This is a genomic window from Amycolatopsis sp. NPDC114503 (genome assembly GCF_055633655.1).
The window spans coordinates 326,867-342,751 of the sequence record NZ_JBVKDT010000003.1 but is presented as its reverse complement, the minus strand read 5'-3'; the positions used below and the strand labels follow the sequence as shown (position 1 = coordinate 342,751).

19 protein-coding genes are annotated in these 15,885 nt (G+C 70.0%); 12 read left to right on the top strand and 7 right to left on the bottom strand.

Going from position 1 to position 15,885, the window contains the following annotated elements; all coding sequences use genetic code 11:
• Window positions 1-30: 30 nt before the first annotated feature.
• Window positions 31-933, top strand: a complete 903-nt coding sequence (locus tag ACZ7OI_RS14315; protein ID WP_470264623.1) for an acetaldehyde dehydrogenase (acetylating) — start codon at window positions 31-33, stop codon at window positions 931-933.
• Window positions 930-1,955, top strand: coding sequence for a 4-hydroxy-2-oxovalerate aldolase (dmpG, locus tag ACZ7OI_RS14310; protein ID WP_470264622.1), 1,026 nt, complete (start codon window positions 930-932; stop codon window positions 1,953-1,955). The genes ACZ7OI_RS14315 and dmpG overlap by 4 nt, the downstream gene beginning before the upstream one ends.
• On the opposite strand, the gene ACZ7OI_RS14305 is transcribed toward dmpG, so the two are convergent.
• Window positions 1,949-2,554, bottom strand: coding sequence for a TetR/AcrR family transcriptional regulator (locus ACZ7OI_RS14305; protein ID WP_470264621.1), 606 nt, complete (start codon window positions 2,552-2,554; stop codon window positions 1,949-1,951). The genes dmpG and ACZ7OI_RS14305 overlap by 7 nt on opposite strands.
• Before the next feature lie 91 nt (window positions 2,555-2,645).
• Between ACZ7OI_RS14305 and ACZ7OI_RS14300 the strand changes: the two genes are divergently transcribed.
• From ACZ7OI_RS14300 to ACZ7OI_RS14280, 5 genes are all read left to right on the top strand, one after another.
• Entirely contained in the window at window positions 2,646-3,575 is a 930-nt protein-coding gene (locus ACZ7OI_RS14300; protein ID WP_470264620.1) for an oxygenase MpaB family protein, read from the top strand.
• Window positions 3,576-3,642: 67 nt separating this feature from the next.
• The gene (locus ACZ7OI_RS14295; RefSeq protein ID WP_470264619.1) at window positions 3,643-4,668 is read left to right on the top strand and encodes an LLM class F420-dependent oxidoreductase; all 1,026 of its coding nucleotides are present in this window, start codon (window positions 3,643-3,645) and stop codon (window positions 4,666-4,668) included.
• A gap of 186 nt (window positions 4,669-4,854) precedes the next feature.
• Entirely contained in the window at window positions 4,855-6,162 is a 1,308-nt protein-coding gene (locus tag ACZ7OI_RS14290; protein WP_470264618.1) for an MFS transporter, read from the top strand.
• Window positions 6,159-7,574, top strand: a complete 1,416-nt coding sequence (locus ACZ7OI_RS14285; protein ID WP_470264617.1) for a pyridoxal phosphate-dependent decarboxylase family protein — start codon at window positions 6,159-6,161, stop codon at window positions 7,572-7,574. The genes ACZ7OI_RS14290 and ACZ7OI_RS14285 overlap by 4 nt, the downstream gene beginning before the upstream one ends.
• Before the next feature lie 46 nt (window positions 7,575-7,620).
• A complete protein-coding gene (locus ACZ7OI_RS14280; RefSeq protein ID WP_470264616.1) occupies window positions 7,621-8,223 on the top strand; it encodes a hypothetical protein in 603 nt (200 codons plus the stop codon).
• 12 nt (window positions 8,224-8,235) lie between these two features.
• Here ACZ7OI_RS14280 and ACZ7OI_RS14275 read toward each other — a convergent pair whose 3' ends face one another.
• Window positions 8,236-8,961, bottom strand: coding sequence for a dienelactone hydrolase family protein (locus ACZ7OI_RS14275; RefSeq protein ID WP_470264615.1), 726 nt, complete (start codon window positions 8,959-8,961; stop codon window positions 8,236-8,238).
• Window positions 8,962-9,094: 133 nt separating this feature from the next.
• Window positions 9,095-10,801 carry an MFS transporter gene (locus ACZ7OI_RS14270; RefSeq protein ID WP_470264614.1) on the bottom strand — a complete coding sequence of 569 codons (1,707 nt, stop codon included), beginning with the start codon at window positions 10,799-10,801 and terminating at the stop codon, window positions 9,095-9,097.
• 140 nt (window positions 10,802-10,941) lie between these two features.
• Here ACZ7OI_RS14270 and ACZ7OI_RS14265 point away from each other — a divergent pair, with 140 nt between their 5' ends.
• The gene (locus tag ACZ7OI_RS14265) at window positions 10,942-12,009 is read left to right on the top strand and encodes a zinc-binding dehydrogenase (RefSeq protein WP_470264613.1); all 1,068 of its coding nucleotides are present in this window, start codon (window positions 10,942-10,944) and stop codon (window positions 12,007-12,009) included.
• Between the two features lie 13 nt (window positions 12,010-12,022).
• On the opposite strand, the gene ACZ7OI_RS14260 is transcribed toward ACZ7OI_RS14265, so the two are convergent.
• The 4 genes from ACZ7OI_RS14260 to mrf are packed head-to-tail and all read right to left on the bottom strand — an operon-like array spanning window position 12,023 to window position 14,779.
• Window positions 12,023-13,117 (bottom strand): GTP-binding protein, encoded by a 1,095-nt coding sequence (locus ACZ7OI_RS14260; RefSeq protein WP_470264612.1) that lies wholly within the window; start codon window positions 13,115-13,117, stop codon window positions 12,023-12,025.
• Window positions 13,114-13,272, bottom strand: a complete 159-nt coding sequence (rpmF, locus tag ACZ7OI_RS14255) for a 50S ribosomal protein L32 (RefSeq protein ID WP_470264611.1) — start codon at window positions 13,270-13,272, stop codon at window positions 13,114-13,116. The genes ACZ7OI_RS14260 and rpmF overlap by 4 nt, the downstream gene beginning before the upstream one ends.
• Entirely contained in the window at window positions 13,272-13,535 is a 264-nt protein-coding gene (locus ACZ7OI_RS14250) for a type B 50S ribosomal protein L31 (protein WP_470264610.1), read from the bottom strand. Before ACZ7OI_RS14250 ends, rpmF begins: the two co-directional genes overlap by 1 nt.
• Window positions 13,532-14,779, bottom strand: coding sequence for a ribosome hibernation factor-recruiting GTPase MRF (mrf, locus tag ACZ7OI_RS14245; RefSeq protein ID WP_470264609.1), 1,248 nt, complete (start codon window positions 14,777-14,779; stop codon window positions 13,532-13,534). Before mrf ends, ACZ7OI_RS14250 begins: the two co-directional genes overlap by 4 nt.
• A gap of 78 nt (window positions 14,780-14,857) precedes the next feature.
• Between mrf and rpmB the strand changes: the two genes are divergently transcribed.
• The 4 genes from rpmB to rpsR are packed head-to-tail and all read left to right on the top strand — an operon-like array spanning window position 14,858 to window position 15,809.
• The gene (rpmB, locus tag ACZ7OI_RS14240; RefSeq protein WP_470264608.1) at window positions 14,858-15,094 is read left to right on the top strand and encodes a 50S ribosomal protein L28; all 237 of its coding nucleotides are present in this window, start codon (window positions 14,858-14,860) and stop codon (window positions 15,092-15,094) included.
• Window positions 15,095-15,262 (top strand): 50S ribosomal protein L33, encoded by a 168-nt coding sequence (gene rpmG, locus ACZ7OI_RS14235; RefSeq protein WP_116205050.1) that lies wholly within the window; start codon window positions 15,095-15,097, stop codon window positions 15,260-15,262.
• Window positions 15,262-15,567 carry a 30S ribosomal protein S14 gene (gene rpsN / locus ACZ7OI_RS14230; RefSeq protein WP_470264607.1) on the top strand — a complete coding sequence of 102 codons (306 nt, stop codon included), beginning with the start codon at window positions 15,262-15,264 and terminating at the stop codon, window positions 15,565-15,567. The genes rpmG and rpsN overlap by 1 nt, the downstream gene beginning before the upstream one ends.
• A complete protein-coding gene (gene rpsR, locus ACZ7OI_RS14225) occupies window positions 15,564-15,809 on the top strand; it encodes a 30S ribosomal protein S18 (RefSeq protein WP_354734862.1) in 246 nt (81 codons plus the stop codon). Before rpsN ends, rpsR begins: the two co-directional genes overlap by 4 nt.
• The last annotated feature ends 76 nt before the right edge of the window (window positions 15,810-15,885 follow it).

The following is a 15,885-nucleotide window of genomic DNA, read 5'->3' as shown; positions in this document are numbered from 1 at the left end:
GTGCCCCATCCCGGCGAGCACCGTGGCGGCATGGCGGAACGCAAGGTGACGGCCGCGATCGTCGGCCCGGGCAACATCGGTACGGATCTGCTGGCAAAACTCCAGCGCAGCGAGCACGTGGAAGTGCGCTACATGGTGGGCGTCGACCCGGCGTCGGACGGGCTCGCCCGCGCCGCGAAGCTCGGGCTCGAGACGTCCGCCGAGGGCGTGGACTGGTTGCTGTCGCGCGCGGAGCTGCCGCAGCTGGTGTTCGAGTCGACGTCGGCGAAGGCGCACAAAGCCAACGCGCCGCGGTACGCCGAGGCCGGCATCCGCGCGATCGACCTGACGCCCGCCGCGATCGGTCCGCTGACGTGCCCGGCGGTGAATCCGCCCGACCAACTGACCGACCGAAACGTCAACATGATCACCTGCGGCGGCCAGGCGACCATCCCGATCGTGCACGCGGTTTCGCGGGTGACGCCGGTGACGTACGCGGAGATCGTCGCGTCGGTGTCGTCGCGTTCGGCGGGTCCCGGCACGCGCGCGAACATCGATGAGTTCACCGAGACCACCGCGCACGCGATCGAGAAGGTCGGCGGCGCGGACAAGGGCCGCGCGATCATCATCATCAACCCGATGGACCCGCCGATGATCATGCGCGACACGGTGTTCTGCGCGGTCGACCCGGACGCCGACTTCGACGCCATCAGCGAATCCGTGCACCGCATGGTGAAAGACGTCCAGCAGTACGTGCCCGGCTACACGCTCAAGGCCGACCCGCAGTTCGACCCGCCGCGGCCGGACTGGAGCGGCAAGGCCCGCGTCGGCGTCTTCCTGGAAGTCGCGGGCAACGGCGACTACCTGCCCAAGTACGCGGGCAACCTCGACATCATGACCGCCGCCGCCGCGCGCGTCGGCGATCTCTTCGCCGCTCAGGAGGTGGCCGCGTGAACAACACCGACGTCCGGCTGGTCGACACCACTCTGCGCGACGGCAGTCACGCCATGGCGCACCAGTTCACCGAAACGCAGGTCCGCGACACCGTCCGCGCGCTGGACGACGCGGGCATCTCGCTGATCGAGGTGACCCACGGCGACGGCCTCGGCGGCTCCACCTTCAACTACGGTTTTTCCTTGGTGGACGAGCGAAAGCTCATCGCCGCCGCGGTCGACGAGGCGAAGCAGGCGAAGATCGCCGTGCTCCTGCTGCCCGGCCTCGGCACGGTCACCGACCTGCGCGCGGCGGCCGACCTCGGCGCGGGCGCGGTGCGGATCGCGACCCACTGCACCGAGGCCGACGTGTCTATCCAGCACTTCGGCGCGGCGCGCGATCTCGGCCTCGAAACTGTCGGATTCCTGATGCTGTCGCACATGTCGACGCCGGAGGACCTGGCGAAGCAGGCGCGGATCATGGTCGACGCGGGCTGTCAGTGCGTGTACGTCGTGGACTCCGCGGGTGCGCTGATCCTGGACGACGCCTCCGAGCGGGTCGCCGCGCTCGTCGCGGAACTCGGCGACGAAGCCCAGGTCGGCTACCACGGGCACCAGAACCTGAGCTTCGGCGTCGCCAACTCGGTGCTCGCGTACCGCGCGGGGGCCCGGCAGATCGACGGTTCCCTCGCCGCGCTCGGCGCCGGTGCGGGCAACTCGCCGACGGAGGTTCTCGCGGCCACCTTCGAGCGGCTCGGCATCAAAACCGGGGTGGACAAAGACGTTCTGATGGAAGCCGCGGAGAACGTGGTGAAGAAGTACCTGACCCGGCTGCCGGTGATGGACCGGTCGTCGATCATCCAGGGCTACGCCGGCGTGTACTCCAGCTTCCTGCTGCACGCCGAGCGCGCGGCCGAGCGCTACGGCGTCCCGGCGCACGAAATCCTGTACAAGGTCGGCGAAGAACGCTACGTCGGCGGCCAGGAGGACATGATCATCGACATCGCGCTGCGGCTGCGCGACGAGCGGGCAGCCGCTCAGTGAGCCCCCGAGTCGAAAGCGTCCGCGCCGAGCACGAGCTTCACGCAGTGCTCGACGAGACGCTCGCGGCTCACCTTCAGCGTGCCGTCGAGGTAGGCGATGAACACGTTGCTGAGCGCGCCGACGAGACCGATCGCCACGAGCTGGCGGCCGGTTTCGTCGCCGCGCGAGAGCTGTTCCCCGACGAGCGTCGTGAACGCCGGGAGGAGGTGCAGGCCGCGGCTGGTCAGCGCGGGATCGGTCAGCGGCGCGAGCAGCAGCACGCGGCCCTTGCGCGGGTCGTCCAGCACCAGCTCCACGAACGCGGTGACCGCGCGTCCGGCACGGCGGCTCGGATCGGCTTCGCCGGAAACCGCGTCGGCCAGCGCTTGCCGGGCCTGGTCTCCGACGTCCTCGTAGACAGCGGCGACCAGGCTTTCCCGGTCGGCGAAGCTTTCGTAGAAGTACCGCTCGGTCAGCTTCGCGGACCGGCACACCGCGCGGACGCTCACCGCCGCGCTGCCCTGCGCGCCGAGCAGGTCGAGCCCGGCGGCGAGCAGCTGGGCGCGGCGCCGGGCCTTGCGGTCGTCCAGCGTCGTGCCCGCCCACGTGCGGCCCGGCATACCCGCTCCCGTCCCGAGTTGACTACAGCTGTTGTCACATCCTAACCTGACAACAGCTGTAGTCACTTCGCCGACCCGCCGAGGAGCCGCGATGACCCGGGAAGCACCTGAGCCGCTGGGACCGGACTCGCTGACCTGGAAGTACTTCGGCGACTGGCGCGGTCTGCTCATCGCGCTGTGGGCCGGGTCGATGCAGAACATGCACCCCGGGCTGGGCGCGGGCGTCGAGGAGCATTCGAGGTTTTTCGAGGAGCGGTGGCAGCGGCTTTTCCGGTCGCTGTACCCGATCGGCGGCGTGGTCTACGACGGCCCGCTCGCGCACCGCACAGCGCTGCAGGTGCGCGGCTATCACGACCGGATCAAAGGCGTCGACGCGAAAGGCCGCCGCTACCACGCGCTCGACCCGGACACGTATTACTGGGCGCATTCGACGTTCTTCGTCAGCACCATCCTGATCGCCGACAATTTCATGGGCGGCATCGGCGAAGAGGAAAAGCGCACGCTGTTCGACGAGCACGTGCGCTGGTGGCGGATGTACGACATGACGATGCGGCCGGTGCCGGAATCGTGGGAGGACTTCCAGCGGTACTGGAAGCACATGTGCGCCGAGGTGCTGGAGGACAACAAGGCCACGCGCGACGTGCTCGACCTTCGCGGCATCGCGAAGCCGCCGTTCTTGCCGTGGCTGCCGGATCCGTTGTGGACACCGGTCTCGAAGATCATCGCGAAACAATTCGTGTGGCTGACCGTCGGCCTGTACGACCAGGAAGTGCGCGACCTGCTCGGCTACCGCTGGACCGCGCGGGACGCCCGCCGCCACCGCCGCGTCGGCAAGCTGATCAACGCGGCGTTCGCGCTGCTTCCGCACGATCGCCGCTACCATCCGCGGGCGCGGGCGGGCTGGCGGCGCGCCCGCGGCGAACTGGCCCCGGGGACGCCGCCGGTCGAAACCCCGCGCCGCAATCTTCCCCCGCTCGCCGAGCGCGGGAAACCGGAGCACTACTCGCCGGACGTGCCGTGAAGGACTCCTTGAGGGACTCTGATTCCCTCAAGGAGTCCTTCACGGGCTTCGAGATCAGGAGGGCTTGATGAAGCTGGGCTTTCACCTCGGGTACTGGGGGAGCGGACCGATCCCGGGCGCGCGGGAGACCGTGCTCGAAGCGGAACGGCTCGGGTTCGACTCGGTATGGTCGGCCGAGGCGTACGGGTCGGACGCGTTCACGCCGCTGGCCTGGATCGGCGCGGCGACCAGCCGGATCAAGCTCGGCACCAACATCGTGCAGATGTCCGCGCGCACCCCGACCGCTACGGCGATGACCGCGCTGACCATGGACCACCTCTCCGGCGGCCGCTTCGTGCTCGGGCTGGGCGCGTCCGGGCCGCAGGTGGTGGAGGGCTGGTACGGCCAGCCGTACCCGAAGCCGCTGGCGCGCACGCGGGAGTACGTCGAGGTCGTGCGCAAGGTGCTGGCCCGCGAGGAGCCGGTGACGCTCGACGGGCAGTTCTTCCAGCTGCCGCTGCAAGGCGGGACCGGATTGGGCAAGCCGCTCAAGCCGACGGTGCACCCGCTGCGCGCCGACCTGCCGATCTACCTCGCCGCCGAAGGCCCGAAGAACGTCGCACTGGCCGCGGAAATCTGCGACGGCTGGCTGCCGCTGTTCTTCTCGCCCAAGTCGGACGGCTTCTACCGGGCCGCGCTGGAGGAGGGTTTCGCCCGCCCGGGCGCGCGCCGGAGCCTGGCCGATTTCGAGGTGGCCGCGTCGGTGCCGGTGATCGTGCACGACGACGTCGAGGAGGCGGCGAGCTTCATCAAGCCGGCGCTGGCGCTGTACATCGGCGGGATGGGCGCGAAGAGCGTGAACTTCCACCACGACGTCTTCGCCCGGCTCGGGTACGCGGACGTGGCGGACAAGGTGCAGGAGCTTTACCTGGCCGGGCGCAAGGAAGAAGCGGTCAAGGCGATCCCGACTTCGCTGGTCGAGGACACTTCGCTGATCGGGCCCGCGGAGAAGATCCGGGAGGAATTGTCGGCGTGGGAGGCGACGGTGGTGACAACGTTGCTGCTGCGCGGGGACGCGGGGTCGTTGGCCCGGGCGGCGAAAGCGCTGTCCTGAAAGCGAACCGCACGATCCCTCGTGAGCGGCAATTCCGGTGAGAACCGGCAGCGCCGCGCACGAGTCCGTAGTCGGCCCGGTACGGCCGGTGCATCACGACGGTGGCACGATTCCTCCCGACCACTACCGGGAACCGGCGAAGATCCATTAGGCATGCGTTCGTCGTTCCGCCTTCGAGGAGGACCTTTGGCGTCGCTGTCCCGCCGCACGAGATTCCGCTACTCGCTCGGCTCCTTCGTCACCGGCGGGTTCGGCACGGTGCCGGGGCTGCTCCTGCTGCCCTACCTCACCGACACGATGGCCGTGCCCGCGGCGGCGGCCGGGGTGATCGTGTTCGTGCCCAAGGCGTGGGACGTGGTCTTCAACCCGGTCGCCGGACGGCTGTCCGACGCCGACCTCGCGCGCACCGGCAGCAGGCGGCGGTTCCTGCTGCGCGGCGGGATCGGCGTCGCGATCCTGTTCGCCTTGTTGTTCGCGCATCCCGGCTTCGGCGCGCCGGTGTGGGACGCGGCGTATGTCGTGGCGATGTTCTTCCTGTGCGCCACCGCGTACGCGTTCTTCCAGGTGCCGTTCAACGCCCTTCCGGCCGAGCTGACCGATTCCGCCGAAGAACGCACGAAACTCACCAGCGTCCGGATCGGCGTGCTGGCGGTCGCGGTGCTGGTGTCCGGCGGCGGCGCCCCGGCGATCACCGACCTGCTGCCCGGCGTGGCGGGCTACCGGGTGATGGGCCTGGTGATGGCGGTGATCATCCTGGCCGCCACGCTCGGCGTCTACTTCGGCCTGAAGGGCGCGCCGGTCGGCTCGCTGCGGCCCAACACGGTGCGGCTCAAGGAATTGGCGCGCACCATCGCGCGGTGGCGGTCGTTCCGGTGGCTGCTGGGCGTCTACTTCATCCAGGCGCTCGGCATCGGCACCGTGCTGGCCGCGATCCCGTACTTCGCGCAGCACGTGCTCGGCGACCCGAGTTACCGCACCTACCTGTTCGTCGGGTTCGTCGGGCCCGCGCTCGTCACCATGCCGGTGTGGCCGCGGCTGGGCGCGCGCTGGGGCAAGCTCGCCGGGTTCCGGATCGCCACCACGTCGTTCTTCGTCGGGCTCGTGGCGATGTACTTCGCCGACCAGCTCCCGTTCGCCGCGACGCTGGTGTTCGTCGCGCTCGCGGGCGTCGGCTACGCCGGCATTTCGGTGTTCCCGCTGGCGATCCTGCCGGACCTGATCAGCGCCGAGGAGGAGCGGACAGGCGAGACCCGGGCGGGCGTCACGGCCGGCGTGTGGACCGCGTCCGAGACGCTCGGGCTCGCGCTCGGGCCGGGACTGTTCGGCATCGTGCTGCAGGCCGGGAGCTACGTGTCGAGCACCGGCACGACTGCCGCCCCGCAGCCGCCGTCGGCGATCACCGCGATCGTGATCGGCGCGTCGGTGCTGCCCGCGGTGCTGATCGCGCTCGGCATCCCGCTGCTGCGCCGTTCGGTCCTGGAGAAGCAGTCGTGAACGACGTCCTCGGGCGGCTGCGCGAACTCCGCTCCGGCGATCTGCCGACGCACGGCGGGCGCACGCTGGCCTACGTGTACGACAGCGGACTGTCCGAAGTGGACGAAATCGCCGCCGCCGCGCACGCGCTGGCCAGTTCGGCCAACGGACTCGACCCGACCGCGTTCCCCAGCCTGCTGCGGATGGAGAACGACCTGGTCGCCCGCGCGGCCGGACTGCTCGGCGGCACGCCGGACACGGTCGGCGCGGTGACGTCCGGCGGCACCGAATCGTGCCTGCTGGCGGTGCTGGCCGCCCGCGACTCCCGGCCGGACCTCGAGGTGCCGTCGATCGTGCTGCCGGAAACCGCGCACGCGGCGTTCCACAAGGCGGCGCACCTGTTCGGCGTGCGGAAGGTCGTCGTGCCGGTCGATCCGGAGACCTTCCGCGCGGACCCGGCGGCGATGACGGCGGCGATCGACGATTCCACCGTGCTCGTCGTGGCGAGCGCGCCTTCGTACGCGCACGGCGTCGTCGACCCGATCACGGAGATCGCGGCCGCGGCTTCGGCCCGCGGAGTGCGCATGCACGTCGACGCGTGCATCGGCGGCTGGGTGCTGCCGTACTTCGCGAAGCTCGGCGCGGACTTGCCGCTGTTCGACTTCCGTGTTCCGGGCGTCACCAGCATTTCGGTGGACCTGCACAAATACGCCTACTGCGCCAAGGGCGTCTCGGTGCTGCTGCACGCTTCCGCGGAACTCCGCCGGACGCATTTCTTCGCGAGCGCGGCCTGGCCCGGCTACACGATGCTCAACCCGACGCTGCAGAGCACCCGTTCCGGCGGCCCGCTCGCCGCCGCGTGGGCCGTCGTGCACCACCTCGGCGAGGACGGCTACCTGAAGCTGGCCGCACGCACCCGGGAAGCGGTGGACCGGATTCGCGCTGGGGTGGCTTCGATTCCGGGCTTGCGCGTGCTGGGCGACCCGGTGTCGACGCTGGTCGCGTTCGCCGGCTCGGACGGCTTCGACCTCTTCACCGTCGCCGACGAGATGAAGGCGCGCGGCTGGTACGTCCAGCCGCAGTTCGCGCACGGGACTTCTCCGCTGAACCTGCACCTCACCGTCACCGCCGCCAACCACGGCAGCGAGCCGGAATTCCTCGCCGATCTGGCCGCTTCCGTCGAGGCGGCGCGCGCGGAAGGCCCGGTGCGCGTCGATCCGGAGGTCGCCGCGTTCGTGGCCGCGCTGGACCCGGCGACGCTGACGTCCGAGCAGTTCGGCGGACTGCTCGCCGTGGCGGGCCTGACCGGCGCCGGCGGGCTGCCGGAGCGGATGGCACCGGTCAACGCGTTGCTGGCGGTCGCGCCGGAACCGTTGCGGGAGCGGCTGCTCGTGGAATTCCTGGGCGCGCTGTACACGCCGTCGCGAGACTAGATCATCGCGCGGCGCAACCGATCGGCCGGTTGCCCGTCCAAGGATCATGGGGAGTACTGAGGAAAACCGAAGACCGGGTTTGACGCTGGCCGCAGTCATGTTCCTGCTCGGCTGGCTGCTGGCCGCCGCCGTGAATTACTTCGCCCTGCCCATCAGCGGCGTGATCCCCTTGCCGGTCATCGTGCTGACGGCGGGAGCGTGGCTGCCCGCGGCGGCGGCCACCGCGATCAGCGCGTGGCTGGTGTGGCGGCGGCTGCGCTGGCCGGGGCTCGCCGGGTACGCAGTGCTGACCGCGGCGTTCGCGGTGCTGATGGCCAGCGCCAACTGGGTGCACTTCTACGCCACCACCTGGTACTCGATGCACCGGTCGGACTATGCCGAGGTGCTGAGCCATGTCGGCGATCTCAAGAAGGGCGAGAACCCGCCCGAAGGGATTTCGCAGATCAAGAGCGACCCGGGCCAGGAGGTGTGGTTCGTCCGCGCCTGGGCGGGGATTCCCGACTGCGCCGCGGGATTCGCGCACTTCAGCGGTTCGCCGGAGAAGTACCTTCCCGGCCGTCCAGTCGATTCGCACGACTACCTCGGCGGCCTGGGCTGCGCCATCCGGCCCACTGTCGAACTGGGCGACGGCTGGTGGTGGGTCGAATAAACGGCTCGGATTTCAGAGGGTCCGGCTGAGGAGGGGCATCAGCCGTTCCCAATGCCGTTGCAGGCCGGCGGGGTTGAAGGTGTCGGTGTCGGCCATGGTGAACCCGTGGACAGTGCCCGGGTAGATCTCGGACGTACAGCTGACCCCGGCGGCGTCGAGGGCATCGTTGAGCTCGCCGAGATTTTCGGGCGTCAGATCGGATTCGGCGTGGCCGAAGTGCGCCTCCGCGGCGATCCGGGAGAGGATCTCGGGCCCGGCGGCGCCGACCGGTGCGTGGAATCCGGCGACGGCGGCCACCTGATCGGGATGGGCCGCGGCGGTGCGGACCGCGAGGAGGCCGCCGATGCAATAGCCGGTCACCCCGACTGGTCCGGCGCTGACCTCGGGCTGGGCGGCGAGGAATTCGAGATAGGCGGCGGCGTCGCGAAGGGCCAGTGCGGGGGTGTGCGCTTCGATCAACGGCATCACGCGAGCGAAAACTCCGGAACGCTCCTCCGCTCCGATGAACTCCGGAAGTTCGAGCACCGGCGCCGGGCCGTGCCGGTAGAAGAAGTTGGGAACGAGCACGTAGTAGCCGTGCGCGGCCAGTTCGCGGGCCAGGTCCCGCACTACGGGCCGGATGCCGAAGCCGTCGGCGTACATCAGCACCCCCGGGTGCCGCGCGCCGTCGGCGGGGAACGCGGCGAACGCGTCGGCCTCGCCGTCAGGGGTGGGGATCCGCACAGTCTTATCGGGCATGAATTCTCCTGTCGTCGGTTGAGGTGGCTGTCGACACGACGAAGGAGGCGGTGCCCGCGCGGCGCTCAGAAGAGCACCGGGTAGCCGATCCGTGAGTGGCGCAATGCCGTCCCGGTAGTCATCGCTGATCAACCTACCCCATCGGACTGACCTGGTCTTGGTGGAAGTACCGCTTCCCCCGGGACGCCGACGCGAGCGCGGCGACCAGCGCCATCACCGCGGCCGCGACGAACACTGTGACGAGCCCGTCGTGGAACGGTCCGGAAATGAGGGTCGGGAAGAACTCCTTGCCGGTCAGCGCGGCGGAATCGGCGGGGGAGAGCTGCCCGAGCACGCCGGGTCCGACGAGGTGCGCCACCGGGTTGCTGCCCAGGAATGCGGCGAAGAGGGTGCTCACCGGCGGCAGCTGGGCGATGTTCGCGGCGACGTCCGCCGGGACGCCGTGCGCCCGCAGCCCGCCGGTGAGCGTCGACGGCAGCGAACCCGCCAATCCGGCGATCATCAGCGAGAAGAACACGCCGATGGACAGCGAAGTCCCGGAATTCTGGAACGTCGAGCGCATGCCGGACGCGACGCCGCGCTGGTGGTCCGGCACGCTGCTCATGATCGCGGAGGTGTTGGGCGCGGAGAACATGCCCTGCCCGATCCCGCTCAGCACGAGCAGCGCCGCGAAAGCCGGATAGCTGAAGTCCACCGGCAGCGCGAGCAGCCCGAGGAAGGACCCGGCGACCAGCAGCAGCCCGCCGGTGGAGAACAGCCGCGCGCCGAAGCGGTCGGAGAGGAATCCGGAGACCGGGCCGGCGATCAGGAACCCGGCGGTGAGCGGCAGCAGGTAGATCCCGGCCCACAGCGGGGTTCGCTCGTAGTCGTAGCCGTGCAAGGGAAGCCAGATTCCCTGCAGCCAGATGATGAGCATGAACTGCATCCCGCCGCGCGCGATCGCGGTGAGCAGCGCCGCGAGGTTCCCGGCGGTGAACGCGCGGATGCGGAACAGCGACAGCTGGAACATCGGCGACGGCACCCTGGTCTCGATCACGCAGAACGCCGCCAGCAGCGCGATTCCGGCGCCGAGCCCGCCGAGCACCCACGGGTTGCCCCAGCCGGTCGCCGCGCCGCCGTAGGGCTGGATGCCGTAGGTGATCGAGGCGAGGACGACCGCGGTGCCGAGCGCGAAGGTGACGTTGCCGCCCCAGTCGATCCGCGACCGTTGCGGGCGGCTGATCTCGCGAAGGCTGCGGATCGACCAGACGGTGCCGAAAATGCCGAACGGCACGCTCACCCAGAACACCGCGCGCCAGTCGAGTTCGGCCAGCAGGCCGCCCGCGACGAGGCCGAGGAACTGCCCGGCCAGGGCGGTGATCTGGTTGACGCCCAAGGCCATTCCCCGCTGTTCGCGCGGGAAAGCGTCGGTGAGGATCGCCGCGGAGTTCGCGGTGAGCATCGCGCCGCCGACGGCCTGCACCACCCGCCAGCCGATCAGCCAGAGCGCCCCGCCGCCGGCGTGGAACGGGTCGAACGACAGCGCCACCGAGGCGACGCTGAAGATCACGAACCCGACGTTGTACATCCGGACCCGGCCGAACATGTCGCCGAGCCGCCCGAGCGTCACCACCAGGACCGCGGACACCAGCAGGTAGCCGAGGATCATCCACAGCAGATAGCCGATGTTGGCCGGGGCCAGCGGGTCCAGGCCGATGCCGCGGAAGATCGCGGGCAGCGAGATGATCACGATCGACCCGTCCAGCGCCGACATCAGCACGCCGAGGGTCGTGTTGGAAAGCGCGACCCACTTGTACCGTCCGCCGTGCCGTGTCTGGGTTTCGCTCGTCCGGTCCGCCACGATCGACAGCCTAAACTGATAAACCTAGCCTGTTCAACTGGTGCGAAACGGGTATCCCGGACGAACCATCCTGGTAGTCGCGCTTACCTGGTTGCCGTCCTTCTTTTCGTCGAGGATGGAGGAGAACGAAGGAGAAATCGGTGAAAGCTGCTGTGCTCAAGGAATTCGGGCTCCCGCTGTCGGTCGAGGAGGTCGCGGATCCGGTGCCGGGCACCGGGGAAGCGGTCGTCGACGTCGTCGTGGCTCCGGTGCTGCACTACACCGCCGAGGTGATCAGCGGCGAGCGGCAGTACCTGCTCGACCTGCCCGCGATTCTGGGGACCGGCGCGGTCGGCCGCGTGCGCTCGGTCGGTCCGGACGCGACGAAACTCCGGCCGGGCGACTGGGTTCGCTGCGACCCGACGGTCCGCTCCCGCGACGACGCGGTGACGCCCGACGTCGTCCTGCAGGGCTTGACGGCACGCGGCAACGGAGGATTGGCGTTGCAGCGCCATTTCCGGGACGGCGGATTCGCCGAGCAGATCATGGTCCCGACCGAGAACGCGGCCCCGCTCGGCGACATCGACGAGGCCGACGCCGGTCGATGGGCGGCTCTCGGGATCTGCCTGGTGCCCTACGGCGGTCTCCTCGACGGCGGGTTGCAGCCAGGGGAGACGGTGCTGATCAGCGGCGCGACCGGCACGTACGGCGGCGCGGCGGTCGCAGTGGCGATCGCGATGGGCGCGGGCAAGGTGATCGCACCGGGCCGGAATCGGGCGGCGCTCACGGATTTGGAGGAGCGCTTCGGCTCCCGGGTCCGGACGGTCGTGTTGTGCGGCGACGAAGACGAAGACCGCGCGGCGATGCAGTCAGCCGCGGCGGGACCGGTGGATCTGGTGCTGGACCTGTTGCCGCCGTCCGCTTCGGTCGGCGCGGTGCGCGCGGCCGCGATGACGGTCCGGGAGTTCGGCCGCGTGGTGCTGATGGGCGGGGTCGGGGACGACGTGGCGTTGCCGTACCCGTGGCTGATGCTGAACAGCGTGACGGTGCGCGGGCGGTGGATGTACCCGCGCGACGCGGTGCCGAAGCTGATCGCGCTGGCACGCTGCGGACTGCTGGACTTGACGCAGTTCGAGGTGGACGAGTTCGCGCTGTCCGCCGTGGGGGAGGCAGTGGAGCACGCGGCCGAGGCGGGCGGGCGGTTCCGGCTCACAGTGCTGCGGCCGTGAGCCGGAACTGTCCTTAGTGGACGTGGACCGGTTCCCACGCGGGGAACGGGTCCGCGGTCGCGGCGGTGTCGGACAGGCAGGTCTCGAGTGCGTCGAGCAATGCGGCGTGCTCGAGACCGACGCCGATGAACACCAGCTCCTGCCGTGGCTCGTCGACGACCCCCTGCGGCTCGAACCGTGCGACGCTGCCCGCTTGCGACCACAGGCCGAGCGTGCCCGGCCGGGTGCTGAGGCTGAAGAACCCCTTCGACCGCAGCACCGTGCCGAACTCGCCGGAGTCGAGCCGCGACGCGACGAACTCCCACAGCCGCGCCGGGTCGAACGCGCGCCCGGAGCGGAACACGACACTGGAGATGCCGTACTCCTCGGTCTCCGGCACGTGGTCTCCGTTGAGTTCCGCCACCCAGCCCGGTGCTTGCTGCGCGCGTTCGGCGTCGTAGCGCCCGGTGCCGAAGACCCGCGCCAGCGGCACCCGGCCGAACTCCGCCGCCACGACGTCGGCAGCCGGGTTGAGGCGGCGCAGCGAGGCGAGCAGCCGGTCCTTTTCGGACGTGGTGACCAGGTCGGTTTTGTTCAGCAGCAGGACATCCGCGAACTCGACCTGGTCCATCAGCAGGTCGCTGACCGTCCGTTCGTCGCCGTCGTACTGGTCCAGCCGACGCTCCACCAGGCTGTCGCCTCGGGCCAGTTCGCGGGCGAAGTTCGCCGCGTCCACGACGGTGACCATGGTGTCCAGCCGCGCCGACGACAGCACCGGAGCGCCGTCGTCGGCGGGGAAGGAGAAAGTCGCGGCCACCGGCATCGGCTCGGAGATCCCGCTGGACTCGATGAGCAGATGGTCGAACCGCCCGTCGTCGCACAGCCGGGCGACCTCCTCGAGCAGATCCTCCCGCAGGGTGCAGCAAATGCACCCGTTGGTCATCTCGACCAGCCGTTCGTCGGTCCGCGACACGCTGTCCCGCACGAGCGCGGCGTCGATGTTGACCTCGCTCATGTCGTTCACGATCACCGCGACGCGCAGGCCGTCCCGGTTGGCCAGGATCTCGTTGAGCAGCGTGGTTTTCCCGGCGCCGAGGAATCCGGAAAGGACAGTGACCGGGACGCTCACTTTTCGAGCCGCTGGAGGTGCTTGATCAGCTTGCGCGGCACCAGTTTCCGCTCGCCGTCCACGACGATCGGCACCAGGTCCGGCGCCGCCGCCTTCCACTGCGAGCGCCGGGAACGGGTGTTGCTGCGCGACATTTTCCGCTTCGGGACGGCCATCAGCGCGCACCCCCGCTGCGGCGCTGCCCGTAGCGGCGGCGGAACTTCTCGACCTGGCCCGCCGAATCGAGGATCCGCTGGGTGCCGGTCCAGAACGGATGCGACCACGCGCTGATGTCCACCACCACGAGCGGGTAAGTGTTCCCGTCGGACCAGTCGACGGTGCGGTCCGACGTCGCGGTGGAGCGGGTCAGGAACGCGTCGCCGGTCGACGAGTCCTTGAAGACCACCGGATGGTAGTCGGGGTGGATGCCGGGTTTCACAGGGTTTCGTCCTTCTGGTTGGCGGCGTTCGCGTGCCGGTCGGGTTCTTCGGTTTCTTCGCAGGGGTCCTCGTGCCAATCCCCGAACGGGTCGGGGTACCCGCGCCAGGCCGCTTCGCCCTCGGCCAGTTCGGCGTCGGTGAGCAGGGCTGCCCGCAACGCGCTCTCGATCTCCGCTGGCGCGGCTTGATCGGTGACGATCACCAGCTCCTGCGCGCGGTCGCCGTGCACCGGGTCCCAGCGCAGCGAGGCGAGCGTGCGGCGCTCGGGGGAGACGTCGGCCCAGTCCGGCCCGTCGGGCGAGGCGAGCCACGGCCCGGCGTGCCCGATGCCGAGACCGCCGCCCGCCGATTCGATCCAGAACGCGACGTCCGGCTGGCTCGCCACCCAGGCCCGGCCGCGGGTGCGGACCACGCCGTCGAGCAGGAGGTCGATCGCCTCGTGCAGCCGCTCCGGATGGAACGGGCGCTGCGCGGTGAACTGCAGCACTTCGATGCCGCAGTCCGGGTGCAGCGGAGGCGCGCCGCGCAGCAACGCGCCGTGCAGGTCGGTGACCTCGCCGCGGCGGGCGTCGGCGGGGATCGCGGCGAACAGCCCGGCGGCGTCGGCGCGGGCCAGTTCGACGCGCGGCACGGACGGCGCGACCCGGTCCAGCACCGCCGAGGATTTGGCCGCGGACCAAGCGTCCGTCGCCGCTCCGGCGAGCACCAGGACGTCGGCGGATTCCACTTGGGACAGCGCGACCTGCGCGACCGTCCGCTCGTCTTCCGGGCTGCCTTGCAGACCGCGCTCGGCGAGCAGGTCGTCGCCGGTGACGTCGCCGAGCCACGTCGCGCAGTCGAGCACGGCGAAGACCGCTTCGAGTTCGACGTCGTCGCTCACCGGGCGGTCGCCGACCAGGACGTTGCGGATCGCCCAGCTCACCGGTTCCGGCTCCATCGCCTCGTCCAGCCGCACCACGATGCGGTCGACCTGAGGCATCCGGGCCAGCCGGCGCAGCAGCGGCAGCAGGTCCTCGCGCAGCGTGCAGTTGACGCAGCCGTGCGCGAGTTCGAGCGGCGTCAGCTCGTCGCGGCCGCGCAGCAGGATCCGGCGGCGGACGACGCCGGATCCGATGTCGCGCAGGTCGTGGTGGACGACGGCGGTGCCGGGGCTCGCGCGGTGCAGGAGCGCGGCGAGCGCATCGTTCGGGGCCGGGGCGATCCCGCTGCAGAGCACGAGCGGGACACGCGGACGTGGGGGCACTGGATCTCCAGACGACGGTGCGGGGTACGGTGGCGAGCGTAGTTGAACATGAATGTCACTATCAACTTGGGAGGGTCCGTGTCAGCCGTGTGCCAGGTCACCGGCCGCAAGCCGGGCTACGGCAAGCAGGTCTCGCATTCGCATCGCCGCACCTCGCGGCGCTGGGAGCCGAACCTGCAGACGCGCCGCTACTACGTGCCGAGCCTTGGCCGCGCGGTGCGGCTGAAGGTGTCGGCGAAGGGCATGAAGACGATCGACAAACGCGGCATCGACGCCGTCGTCGCCGATCTCGTGGCGAGGGGAGTGAAGCTCTAGATGGCGAAAAGCACCGACATCCGGCCGATCATCAAACTGCGGTCGACCGCGGGCACCGGCTACACGTACGTGACGAAGAAGAACCGCCGCAACAATCCGGACCGGATGGTGCTGCGCAAATACGACCCGGTGGCGCGCAAGCACGTCGAATTCAAGGAAGAGCGCTGATGGCGAAGAAGTCGAAAATCGCGAAGAACGAGCAGCGGAAGGTGATCGCCGCGCGATATGTCGAGCGGCGGCGCGCGCTCAAGGCGGTGATCGCGTCGCCTTCGGCATCTTCGGAGGAGAAGGCCGACGCAGTCGTCGCGCTGCAACGCATGCCGCGCGACGCCAGCCGCACGCGAATTCGCAACCGCGACACCGCCGACGGCCGTCCGCGCGGATACCTGCGGAAGTTCGGGCTGTCCCGGGTGCGCATGCGGCAGATGGCGCACACCGGGGAACTGCCCGGCGTCTCGAAGTCGAGCTGGTGAGCGCCGTGCCGAAACCGGACCGGACGCCGCGCCGCCGCCCGAACCCCTTCCACGCGGCCGGAATCACCAGGGTGGACTGGAAAGACGTCGACCTGCTGCGGAAGTTCATCTCCGACCGCGGCAAGATCCGGGCCCGCCGGGTCACCGGATTGACGCCGCAGCAACAGAAACAGGTGGCCACCGCGATCAAGAACGCGCGGGAGATGGCACTGCTGCCCTACCCGACGGCGGCGCGGAGCTGAAAAACCGGATGCGGGCAGCTGGCCCGGCGCGCGACCATAACGGCACGAAACGGGCACCGCACGAGGATGTCCCGAC

Coding starts and splice junctions, on each gene's coding strand:
- ACZ7OI_RS14315 (WP_470264623.1), top strand. CDS start 31: ATGGCGGAACGCAAGGTGACGGCCGCGATCGTCGGCCCGGGCAACATC.
- ACZ7OI_RS14305 (WP_470264621.1), bottom strand. CDS start 2,554: ATGCCGGGCCGCACGTGGGCGGGCACGACGCTGGACGACCGCAAGGCC.
- ACZ7OI_RS14300 (WP_470264620.1), top strand. CDS start 2,646: ATGACCCGGGAAGCACCTGAGCCGCTGGGACCGGACTCGCTGACCTGG.
- ACZ7OI_RS14295 (WP_470264619.1), top strand. CDS start 3,643: ATGAAGCTGGGCTTTCACCTCGGGTACTGGGGGAGCGGACCGATCCCG.
- ACZ7OI_RS14280 (WP_470264616.1), top strand. CDS start 7,621: ATGGGGAGTACTGAGGAAAACCGAAGACCGGGTTTGACGCTGGCCGCA.
- ACZ7OI_RS14275 (WP_470264615.1), bottom strand. CDS start 8,961: ATGCCCGATAAGACTGTGCGGATCCCCACCCCTGACGGCGAGGCCGAC.
- rpmF (WP_470264611.1), bottom strand. CDS start 13,272: ATGGCCGTCCCGAAGCGGAAAATGTCGCGCAGCAACACCCGTTCCCGG.
- rpmG (WP_116205050.1), top strand. CDS start 15,095: ATGGCGAAAAGCACCGACATCCGGCCGATCATCAAACTGCGGTCGACC.
- rpsN (WP_470264607.1), top strand. CDS start 15,262: ATGGCGAAGAAGTCGAAAATCGCGAAGAACGAGCAGCGGAAGGTGATC.